Source organism: Nonomuraea cypriaca (assembly GCF_015645445.1).
In the GTDB taxonomy this organism is placed as follows: Bacteria; Actinomycetota; Actinomycetes; order Streptosporangiales; family Streptosporangiaceae; genus Nonomuraea; species Nonomuraea cypriaca.
In genome coordinates this window covers 39,540-49,749 of sequence record NZ_JADOGI010000060.1, presented here as the reverse complement: position 1 = coordinate 49,749, position 10,210 = coordinate 39,540, and the positions used below count along the sequence as shown (strand labels likewise).

The following is a 10,210-nucleotide window of genomic DNA, read 5'->3' as shown; positions in this document are numbered from 1 at the left end:
CCACCGCCGTCCGCGACCGCATCGACTCCGTGTGCGGCCACCTCCAGCAGACCCACACCCGCCCGGTCCACCTCGCCGAGGTCGCGGCCTTGGTCCACATGTCGCCGACCTCGTTCAGCCGCTTCTTCCGCCGCGCCATGGGCCGCACCCTCACCGACTACGTCAACCAGCTCCGCGTCGAGACCGCCTGCTCCCTCCTGACGAGCACCCGCCTCCCGGTGACGGAGATCGCCACCCGCAGCGGCTACCAGAACCTCTCCAACTTCAACCGCCGCTTCCGCGAACTGAAGGGCCTGCGCCCCACCGACTACCGCGCCGCGCTGTCCGGTCCCGGCGACTCCGGCACCAGCCGGGCCCGTTGACGTGGCCTACTGACGGGCCGGCAGAGTGACCGGCTCTCCGGTGGTGAACGACTCGTTGGCGGCCAGTCCGATCGCCAGGGCGTGAGCGCCGTCTCGCTCGTTCGCGAGGTCCACCGGGGAGGTCACGCCGTCGAACATCGCGGCGAGCATCCGTTCGTCGGCGCCGCCGTGCCCTTCGTGGACCACCGTCACCGGTACATCACGTGGGGGCGCCCACAGAGGACGCACCCGGATCTGCGCCCCGCCCGCATCGGGGAGGGCGACGTCGCCGTGCAGAGCCCCGGTCCCCGCGGTGACGCCCGTGCCGGGATGACGGTGGGCGCAGCTGGCCGGATGGGTCTTTGGCCGGGGCGATCGGTGAGCGCCGGGCCGCGGCATTGCGGGCTCTTGCCGATCGCTTCGGCTGCGGCACCACGGCGCCGCGTTGGGCGTGACTGCCCGCTGACGAACACAGTGCGGCGGACACCAGTCGGTATCCGCGGGAGGGCGCGCCGTCAGAGGGGCCGCGCCGGGCCGGTGGATTCCCTGATCACCAGCTCCGGTCGGATCAGCAGGGACCGGCCGGTGACCGGGCCGTCGCCTTCGACGGCGTCGCGCAGGTGGGCGAAGGCGGCGGCGGCCATGTCGGCCAGCGGCTGCCGGATCGTGGTCAGAGGCGGCGCGGCCAGGTCGGCGAGCACGATGTCGTCGAAGCCGACCACCGAGACGTCCTCGCCCACGCGCAGACCCGCGTCGCGGATGCCCGCGCTGACTCCCAGCGCGCACATGTCGTTGATGGCGACGACGGCGGTCGGAGGGTCGTCCGCGGCCAGCAGTTCGGCGGCGGCGGTGCGGCCGAGCCCGGCCGCGTCGAGGTCGCCGTACTGGTCGCCGTATTTGTCCTCGGGGGCCCCGGTCCACACGATCGCGGTGTCCGGGTCAACGTCGGCCGTCTCCAGCGCCTCGCGGAACCCGCGGAACCGGCTGCGGCGGTTGATGCTGCGCAGCGAGCCGGAGACGAAGGCGAGTCGGCGGTGCCCGAGGTCGAGCAGGTGGCCGGTGGCCAGCTGGGAGCCGATCATGTTGTCGACGCTGATGTTGACCATGGAGGGCGGGTCGCCCGCTTGCGCGGTGCGGTCGAAGGCCACCAGGTTGAGCCCCTGGTCGACCAGCGGGAGCACGTGGTCAAGCGACGGCAGCGAGGAGCACAGCACCACGCCCCGGATGCCGTCGGCCCACAGTTCCTCGATGTAGCCGCGCTCCCGGTCGGGGTCGCGGGCGCTGTTGCACAGCAGCACGCGGAAGCCGTGGGCCAGCGCCGCCCCCTCCAGGTGGAGGGCGAAGGAGCCCCAGAACGGGTTCGCTACCGACGGCACCACCAGTCCGATGACCTGGACGCGGCCGGTGCGGAGCTGGCGGGCAGCCCGGTTGGGGCGGTAGCCGAGGTTTCTGATGGCCTCCTCGACGCGGGCGCGGGTCTCCGGCAGCATCCGGCCGGGCCGGCCGTTGAGAAAGTTGGAGACGGTGCTCGGGGACACGCCCGCTGCCTTCGCCACCTGGTGGATCGTTACACTGCTCAACCTGCAGCCTCCTTCCGCCTGCTCCGCCCGTGATCGGGAACAGTGTAGCGGTTCACAACCCCCCCGCCTTGTTGCAAACAGGAAACAAGCCGGTGACGCGCCGTTGACAACAGCGGCCTGTGCCGCCTAGTTTTACTGCAACGTTACACTAGTAAATCGATGCATCGCTCTCAGGACCGGGTCGTGCTCGGCGAAGACCGCCGAGGTTTGCGAAGGCGACGGCCGCGATCGCCGCGGAAAGTGAGGCACCCCCATGAAACTCGCACGTCTGGCCGCCGTCCTGCTGCTCGGCGCGGCTCCCCTGCTCGCCGCGTGCGGCGGTCCCGCCCCAGGATCGGCTCAGGGAGCGAGCGAGATCCGCGTGATCACGCCGATCTTCGAGGGGACCGACGGGCAGGAAGCGCTCGACGGGCTGCTCGCGACCTTCAAGAAAAGCCATCCCGACGTCACTGTCCGGGTCGACTACACCTCCTACTCCAAGCTCAACGAGAAGCTGACCACCTCCATCGCGAGCGGCCAGCCGTACGACGTCATGCTCATGGGGATCGGGTGGATCCCGCCGTTCGCCGAGAAGGGCGTGCTGGCCGACCTCGGGCAGGACCCCGAGGCGCTGGCCCAGCGGTTCAACGAGCGGGTCGTCGCGCCCGGCGTCTACGACGGCAAGGTCTACGCGCTGCCGATCATGCTGGACGCCCGTTTCGGCGTGTACCGCAAGGACATCTTCGCCGAGGAGGGCATCGAAAAGCCGCCCGCCAACTTCGAGGAACTGCGCGAGATCGCGAAGAAGCTCACCAAGCGCGAAGACGGCAAACTGGTGCGGGCCGGCATCGACTTCCTCTCCAACGACCTGCGCCAGATGTTCCTGCCACTGCTGTGGGCCAACGGAGGAGAGCTGTTCACCAAGGACGGCAAGGTCGCCTTCAACTCCCCTGAGGCGGTCGGCGCGCTACAGCTCATGACCGACATCGTCCGCACGGACAAGTCCATCGACTACGGCTTCACCCAGCCGGGAGCGGCGACGGGCATCCCGCTGGTGCAAGGGCGGGCGGCGATGATGATCGGCCACAACAACGTGTGGCTGGAGATCCAGAAGGCCGCACCGGAGCTGATCGAGGATGACAAGATCGGTTTCTTCGTCATCGAGAACACCCGCAAGGCGATGTTCCAGGGCGGCACGCTGGGCACGGTCTCGGCCCGGTCGAAGAACCTCGAAGCGGCCAAGGCGCTGGTGGAGTTCCTGGCCGGCCCCGACGCCTCGCTGGCGGCCAGCAAGCAGCGCGGCAACGTGCCCGCCCTGAAGGAACTGGAGGACTCCGACCACGTGAAGGGCAACCCCGCCGTGCGCTTCGCGATGGAGAACCTCGACTCCGCCTTCTCCGAGGGCGGCGTACCGCAGTGGCTGGAGATCCGCGACGAGTTCAAGGCCACCATCGAGTCCGCGCTGCTCGGCAGCAAGACGCCCAAGCAGGCGCTGGACGACCTGACCGCGAAGGCCGAGCAGGCGCTGTCGCGCGGCTGAACCGCGGGCGGCTCCCGCCAGTGCGCGAACCCGGCACCCGAGACACACCCGACGACACCATGGAAGGAGGCGTGATGGCAGTCGCCGTGCAGACGGACCGGTCCGCGGCGCGCGGGGCGTCCCGACCGCCGCGAAGGCGCCTGGGGTATGAGCGCAGGCGCGCGGCGTGGCTGATGCTCGCCCCCTCGCTGATCCACCTGATCTGGTGGATCGGGATCCCCGTGGTCGCGACGTTCGTGCTGGCCTTCACCGACTACGACGTGCTGGCCGGGACGATCCGCTGGGTCGGGCTGGACAACTTCCGCGAGATCTTCGCCGACGAGGTCTGGAACCTGTCCATCTGGCACACGGTGGTGTTCACGTTCTTCACCGTGCCGGTCGCGATGGTCATCGCGGTGGTGATCGCGGTGCTGCTGAACCAGGGCATCAGGGGCAGGAAGTGGTACCGCGCGGCGTACTTCATGCCGCACATCACCGCGACGGTGGCCATCGCGCTGGTCTGGATGTGGATGTTCGAGCCCAACATCGGGCTGTTCAACGCGCTGCTCGGCCGGGTCGGCGTCAACGGCCCGGCCTGGCTGTCCGACCCGGACTGGGCGATGACGTCGGTGATCGTGGTCAGCGTGTGGAAGGGCATCGGCCTGAAGATGCTCATCTATCTGGCGGCGCTGCAGAGCATCCCGCGGGAGGTGTACGAGGCGGCCTCCATCGACGGGGCGACGGGCCTGCGCAAATTCTGGTCGATCACCCTGCCGCTGCTGCGCCCGGCGACGTTCTTCGTCTTCGTCGTCTCGATGATCGACGCCTTCCAGGTCTTCGACCAGGTGTACGTGCTCACGCCGAACGGGGGGCCCGCCAACTCCACCACGGTGATGACCTTCGAGATCTACCAGACGGCGTTCGGCGAGTTCCGGATCTCCACGGCGTGCGCGCAGAGCCTGGTGCTGTTCGCGTTCCTTTTCGTGCTGACGGTGATCAGCCGCCGCATGACCGGGAAGGACGACAATGCGCGCTAGCGGCCGCAACCTCGCTCTCCACCTGGTGCTCGGCACCGGCGCGGTCATCATGGCGGTGCCGTTCATCTGGATGGCGATCTCGTCGCTGAAAAGCGACGCGGACATCTCGTCGTACCCGCCGAACCTGTGGCCCACCGAGTGGGTGTGGTCCAACTATCCGGAGGCGATGGGGTTCGCGCCGTTCGGCACGTACTTCCGTAACAGCCTGCTCATCGCGGTCAGTCACACCGCGATCAACCTGGTGCTCGCCACGATGGCCGGCTACGCGCTGGCACGGGCCAGCTTCCGCGGCCGGACCGTCATCTTCATGGGCGTGCTCGCGACGATGATGATCCCCACCTACACGAAGATCGTGCCGCAGTACCTGATCGCCAAGGCCATGCCGTTCTTCGGCGGCAACGACTGGCTGGGGCGCGGTGGGTCCGGCTGGATCGACACCTGGTGGGCGCTGATCGTCCCAGGCGCGCTGACACCGTTCGCCATCTTCATGTTCCGTCAGTTCTACCTGTCGCTGCCGCGCGAGCTGGAGGAGGCCGCGCGGATCGATGGGATGGGGGAGTTCGGCATCTTCGCGCGGGTGATGACCCCGCTGGTCAAGCCGGCCATCGCCACTGTCGGCCTGGTCACCTTCGAAAACAGCTGGAACAACTTCCTGTGGCCGCTGTTGGTCACCACCCGGCAGGACATGCGGGTGATCCAGGTCGGGCTCGCCATGTTTCAGGAGGACCAGACGCGCACCGAGTGGGCGTATCTGATGGCCGGCTCGGCGCTGGCCACGCTGCCCATGATCGTGCTCTTCCTGGTCACCCAGCGCTACTTCGTCCAGGGATTCGCCACAGCCGGCATCAAGTAGGCCCTCGTGCGAGCCGCGCGAGGCCCACGCAATCAAAAGGAGCACATCCATGTCGTTGTCGGGGAGAAGGGCACTGGTCACCGGGGCCGGTCACGGGATCGGCGCGGCGATCGCCGTCGCGCTCGCCGAGGCGGGGGCCGACGTGGTGGTGGGCTACGGCAGCTCCGCCGCCGGGGCGGCGCAGACCGTCGCGCGGATCGAGGGCCTGGGCCGCAAGGCGACCGCCGTACAGGCCGACGTGACGCGGACGGAGGACGTCGGCCGGCTCGTCGGCGAGGCGGTGGGATACCTCGGCGGCCTGGAGATCGTGGTCTGCAACGCCGGGCACCTGGTCGGCCGGGTGCCGGTGGCGGAGATGACCGACGAGCACTTCTTCAAAGTCCTCGACGTCAACCTCGGCTCGGCGTTCCGCACGGTGCGGGCCGCGATCCCGCACCTGCGGGCGGCGGGGAAGGCCGGCCGCGTGGTCACCATGGCATCGCTGGCCGCGCACAACGGGGGCGGCCCCGGCTCGGCGGTATACGCCGCCGCCAAAGCCGGGGTCCTCGGGCTGACCAAGGGCCTGGCCAAGGAGCTGGCCCCGGCCGGCGCCACGGTGAACGCCCTCGCGCCCGGGTTCATCGGCGGCACCGCGTTCCACGACACCTTTACCACGCCTGCCGCCCAGGAGGCGATCGTCGCCGGGGTGCCGCTCGCCCGCGGCGGCACCCCGGCAGAGGTCGCCGCCGCGGTCGTGTGGCTGTGCTCGGACGGCGCCGGCTACGTCACCGGCACCACCACCGACATCGACGGCGGGGCGTGGTTCCGGTGACCGGCGCCGTCCGGCTCCCCGCCGAGCGCGGCGGCTGGTGGCACCACTACGTCTGCCCCGTACACGGCGTCGAACTGGAACACGTGGACCTGCTGACCGGGGTGTTCCCGGCCGTCGGCGTGCCCTGCCGATACGGCTGCCGCATCGACACCCCCGGGGTGCGCGGCGCCTGGACCGTCCTCGCCCACCAGGCGTGCGCGTGCGAGATCCGCGCCATGGCCCGGCGCGGCGAGCACGCCGAGGCAGGCAAGCTGCTCGACGAGTACGGCGAGCTGTACCGCACGCTGGCCGTACACGAGGGGGCGGACTCCTGGATGCTGCGCGGGCGGCTGTTCCACCAGGCGCTCACCGAGGCCGTGTGGGCGGTCGTGGTGGGGGAGGCGAGCAAGATCACTGGTCGCGCCGCCGGGCTGCGCGAGGCGCTGGCCGGCGCCGCGGCGTCGGCCAGGGACGTGCTGGTCGGCCAGGGGAAGTTCAGCTCCAACTACACGGCCTGGCTCAACGCCGCCGGCGCGGTGTGCGACGGCGACCCGGCCTGGCTGTCCGGGCCGCACGGCACGCTCGCCCACATCGAGGCGGCCACCCACGAGGACGGCTGGGAGTGGGAAGGCAGCACCTACTACCACACCTTCGTGCTGCGGGCCTACCTGCACACCTTCCGCGCCTTCCCGGACGTCGCCCCGCCCGCGCGCCTGGCTCGCATGGCCCGCGTGCTACGCGTCCTGCAGGAGCCCGGCTGCCACCTGCCCGCGCTGCACGACGGTCCCTACCAGCGGCCCGGCTACGACGACGAGCTGGCCGAGCTGCGCGAGCTGGCCACGGACCTGCCCGCCGGGGATGTGAGCGGCCCGGTCACCGTGTTCGACTCCGTGGGCTACGCCGTGCTGCGCGGGGGCGGCCTGCGGGCGGTGGTGGACTACGGCCCGCACGGCGGCTCCCACGGCCACCGTGACAAGCTGGCCCTGTACCTGTACGGCGACGCCGAGCCCTGGCAGCCCGACCCGGGCCAGGTCCCCTACGGTCACGCCGTATGGCGACGGCACTACGCGAGCACGGCGGCGCACCCTACGTTCGCCGTGGACGGCCTGGAACAGGCCGAGTGCGCCGGTCGGCTGATGCGCGCCGACGCCTCGGGAGCCGAGGTGGCCTGCGACGACGCCTATCCGGGCGTGCGCGCCACCCGGCGGCTCACCCTGGGGGAGGAGGGCCTGACCGACGAGCTGACCGTGGTGTGCGACCGCCCCCGCCAGGTCACGCTGCACCTGCGCCCGGCCGTCCCGATAGAAGTGCGCCGGGATCCCGGCGAGGTGACCCGCACCACCTGGCAGGGCGGGCTGAACGGCACGCACGGGGCGACCGCCCTGGCGTACTTCACCGCCTGTCCCGGACCAGGACCCGCCGACGACCCGCAGCGGGTGACCACGTGGATCGACTGGACCGCGCCTGACACGGCCGAGGTGACGTTCAGGTCGGTCTACCGGGTGGGGGTGTGATGTTCGCCGAGCGCGTCGACAAGCTGCGCCCCACCCTGACGACGACGCACGCGCCGCAGTGGCGTCGTCTCCACGAGCAGTGTGACTGGTACCGGCTCCAGCACCCGCCCGCCGAGCATCCCACCGCCAGCATCACCTACTTCGGTCCCGCCGCCGCCAACCTCGCCCTGGCGTACCGGCTCACCGGGCGGGAGGGCTATCTGCGCGAGGCGTGGCGGTGGATCTCCACCTGCATCGCCTACCCGCACTGGGGGAAGGCCAAGCTGCCCGACCACGACCTCGACGCCGGGTGGCTGCTGCACGGGCTCTCCCTGGCCTACGGCTGGCTCGGCGACTTTCCCGGCCGCGGGGAGCTGCGGGCCAAGCTGGAGCTGCAGGGGCAGCGGCTCTACGACTACGCCGTGGAGACCGAGGGAACCTGGTGGTCCTCCAGCTACTGGCAGAACCACAACTGGATCTGCTACGCCGGGCTGGCCACCGCGGGCTACGCGCTGGAGCGGCCGGAGTGGACCGAGCGGGCCAGGAAGAACTTCGAGACCGTCTTCGAGTTGCTCGCCCCGGACGGATCCGACGCCGAGGGCGTCGTCTACTGGCGGTACGGCGTGCCCTGGCTGGCGATCTACGCCGACTTGCTGGAGCGCAGCGAGGGCGTCTCGCTGTGGGACCACGGCACGTTCCTGCGCAACACCTTCAACTGGCGGCTGCATCAGTGCGCGCCGGGCCTGGAGGAAAATGTCGACCACGGTGACTGCCACGACCGGCGCAGCGGTCACAGCGTGGCGTTGTACCACAAGCTGGCCTCCGTCTACCGCATCGGTGAGGCCCAGTGGCTGGCCGAGCGGGTGCGGGACCGGTTCCTGTGGCGCGAGGCGTACGCCTCGGGCGTCAAACCGGGCATCATGCCGGAGGCGTTCTTGGAGCTGCTCTGGTACGACCCCTCCGTCACCCCCGTCGAGCCGGCGGGCGACACCGCCGCCTACTTCCCCGACCTCGGCCAGGTGACGGTCCGGACGGGCTGGGACGATGACGCCACTTTCGTCAGCTTCAAAGCCGCGCCGGGCGGCGGCCACCATGCGTGGGAGACCGCCCAGCGGTTCCGCGCCGAGCGCGGCTGGGAGACCCTCAACGCGGGACATCACCATCCCGACGCCGGGTCCTTCACGCTCGCGTCGCACGGGGCGTTCCTCGCGGTGGACGACGGCTACTGCAACGCCAAGCGGGCCGCCCACCACAACCTCGTCCTGGTGGACGGGCAGGGCTGGGCCGGGGAGGGCCGGTACCACGTCTACAAGGACCTGCCCGACGACCGCGTGCCCCAGATGCGCGACGTGCTCGCCGCAGACGGTTTCGCCCACGCCACCTCCTCCACGGCCGTTATGTTCGACCCCGCGCTCGCCGTGCGGCGATGCGACCGCACGCTCGCGATGACGCCGTCCGGCCGGGTGGTGGCGCTGGACCTGCTCGCCGCCGACGTGCCGCGCGAGTGGACGCTGCTGCTGCACAGCGACTGGCCTGCCGAACGGCACGGCGATGACATCACCGCGCTCGTGTCGGGGCCGGGACACCTCTGGGTGCGGCGCCTGGCCCCCGCGGAGGCGGTGGTGACCGAGACCACCACCGACGTCGAGGCCAACCCGACGGCCTCCACGCCGAGCCTGAGCATGGCCAAGACGCAGCACACGCTCCGCACCACCAGCCCCCGGGTGACGCGGACGGCCTTCCTCCTCGCTCTGGAGCCGGCCCCGGCGCTCGCCCCCGGCAAGCCGGTCGCAATGGGCCGTGCCACGGCCGCGAACCAGGCGGTGGTGGTGTTCCCGGCCACGGGCGGGCTGCCCGAGGAGACCGTGCTGCTCGCCCCGGACGGCGGGCGGGTGTCGGGCGGCGGCGTCGAGGCCGACGCGGCGGCGGTCATCGTGTCCGGTGACCGCGTCGCCCTGGTGGCCGCGACCAGGGTCGTCCGCGACGGAAAGGTCATCCATGAGTCTGCCGAGCCGTGGACAGGGGTGCCGGCGTGATCCCGGCTCGCTTGACCCGCGGGCTGCTGCGCGGCCTGGAGTGGGTCGCCAACCCGGCGCTGGCGGGGCTGGCATTCTGCGCGCTGGCGCTGGGCGTGGTGACCTGGCTGCCCGCTCTCGCGGCGGCCGGGCACGCGCTGTCGCGCTGGCGTGACGACGGTGACCAGCGCTGTTTCGTCGCGACGTTCCGGTCCTTCCCGCGGTACTGGGCCACGTTGTGGCGGCATGGCCTGGTCTCCACCGCCGTGGCCGCGGTCCTCGTCGCCAACCTGGTGTTCCTCGCCGAGCAGGCGTCGCTGTTCGCGTTCGTCCTGCTCACCGCGCAGGCAGGGATCGCGGCGGCGCTGATCCCCTACCACTTCGCGCTCGCCGCCGTCGCCGCTCGCGACCGGCCGGGTGACTGGCGGCGCGCCGCCGTGCTGCTCGCGTTCGGCTCGGCCCGCCGCGGCTTGGCGCTCCTCGCTGCGGCGCTGGTCGTGCCCGCGCTCACGCTGCCGCTGACCGTGGGCCCGCTGCTGTTCGGCCCCACCATCCCCCTGCTGGTCGCGATCGGCTTCGCCGGGCGCGCCTGACGGCAGGACA

10 protein-coding genes are annotated in these 10,210 nt (G+C 71.0%); 8 read left to right on the top strand and 2 right to left on the bottom strand.

All coding sequences use genetic code 11. The features are described from left to right. On the top strand, window positions 1-362 hold a 362-nt coding region (locus ITP53_RS21005), incomplete at its 5' end, for a helix-turn-helix domain-containing protein (RefSeq protein WP_195897114.1). Window positions 363-368: 6 nt separating this feature from the next. Here the strand turns inward: ITP53_RS21005 and ITP53_RS21000 are convergent. Together ITP53_RS21000 and ITP53_RS20995 are read right to left on the bottom strand one after the other, a co-directional pair. Continuing rightward, a complete protein-coding gene (locus ITP53_RS21000) occupies window positions 369-554 on the bottom strand; it encodes a hypothetical protein (RefSeq protein WP_195897113.1) in 186 nt (61 codons plus the stop codon). A 302-nt stretch (window positions 555-856) separates the two neighbouring features. Continuing rightward, entirely contained in the window at window positions 857-1,921 is a 1,065-nt protein-coding gene (locus ITP53_RS20995; RefSeq protein ID WP_195897112.1) for a LacI family DNA-binding transcriptional regulator, read from the bottom strand. A gap of 253 nt (window positions 1,922-2,174) precedes the next feature. Here ITP53_RS20995 and ITP53_RS20990 point away from each other — a divergent pair, with 253 nt between their 5' ends. The 7 genes from ITP53_RS20990 (at window position 2,175) to ITP53_RS20960 (ending at window position 10,200) form a co-directional block, all read left to right on the top strand. After that, window positions 2,175-3,440, top strand: coding sequence for an ABC transporter substrate-binding protein (locus ITP53_RS20990; RefSeq protein WP_195897111.1), 1,266 nt, complete (start codon window positions 2,175-2,177; stop codon window positions 3,438-3,440). Between the two features lie 74 nt (window positions 3,441-3,514). Beyond that, window positions 3,515-4,456: a carbohydrate ABC transporter permease gene (locus ITP53_RS20985; RefSeq protein WP_195897110.1), complete on the top strand. Its 942-nt coding sequence runs from the start codon at window positions 3,515-3,517 to the stop codon at window positions 4,454-4,456. Then, window positions 4,446-5,309, top strand: coding sequence for a carbohydrate ABC transporter permease (locus tag ITP53_RS20980; protein ID WP_195897109.1), 864 nt, complete (start codon window positions 4,446-4,448; stop codon window positions 5,307-5,309). The genes ITP53_RS20985 and ITP53_RS20980 overlap by 11 nt, the downstream gene beginning before the upstream one ends. Window positions 5,310-5,358: 49 nt before the next feature. Next, window positions 5,359-6,120 carry an SDR family NAD(P)-dependent oxidoreductase gene (locus ITP53_RS20975; RefSeq protein ID WP_195897108.1) on the top strand — a complete coding sequence of 254 codons (762 nt, stop codon included), beginning with the start codon at window positions 5,359-5,361 and terminating at the stop codon, window positions 6,118-6,120. Then, window positions 6,117-7,613 carry a heparinase II/III domain-containing protein gene (locus tag ITP53_RS60370; RefSeq protein WP_195897107.1) on the top strand — a complete coding sequence of 499 codons (1,497 nt, stop codon included), beginning with the start codon at window positions 6,117-6,119 and terminating at the stop codon, window positions 7,611-7,613. Before ITP53_RS20975 ends, ITP53_RS60370 begins: the two co-directional genes overlap by 4 nt. Further along, window positions 7,613-9,628 carry a heparinase II/III family protein gene (locus tag ITP53_RS20965; RefSeq protein WP_195897106.1) on the top strand — a complete coding sequence of 672 codons (2,016 nt, stop codon included), beginning with the start codon at window positions 7,613-7,615 and terminating at the stop codon, window positions 9,626-9,628. Before ITP53_RS60370 ends, ITP53_RS20965 begins: the two co-directional genes overlap by 1 nt. Further along, window positions 9,625-10,200: a hypothetical protein gene (locus tag ITP53_RS20960; RefSeq protein WP_207756216.1), complete on the top strand. Its 576-nt coding sequence runs from the start codon at window positions 9,625-9,627 to the stop codon at window positions 10,198-10,200. The genes ITP53_RS20965 and ITP53_RS20960 overlap by 4 nt, the downstream gene beginning before the upstream one ends. The last annotated feature ends 10 nt before the right edge of the window (window positions 10,201-10,210 follow it).

Excerpts from the sequence above, each read along its gene's own strand:
- ITP53_RS20990 (WP_195897111.1), top strand. The coding sequence starts at position 2,175 with ATGAAACTCGCACGTCTGGCCGCCGTCCTGCTGCTCGGCGCGGCTCCC.
- ITP53_RS20985 (WP_195897110.1), top strand. The coding sequence starts at position 3,515 with ATGGCAGTCGCCGTGCAGACGGACCGGTCCGCGGCGCGCGGGGCGTCC.
- ITP53_RS20980 (WP_195897109.1), top strand. The coding sequence starts at position 4,446 with ATGCGCGCTAGCGGCCGCAACCTCGCTCTCCACCTGGTGCTCGGCACC.
- ITP53_RS20975 (WP_195897108.1), top strand. The coding sequence starts at position 5,359 with ATGTCGTTGTCGGGGAGAAGGGCACTGGTCACCGGGGCCGGTCACGGG.
- ITP53_RS20965 (WP_195897106.1), top strand. The coding sequence starts at position 7,613 with ATGTTCGCCGAGCGCGTCGACAAGCTGCGCCCCACCCTGACGACGACG.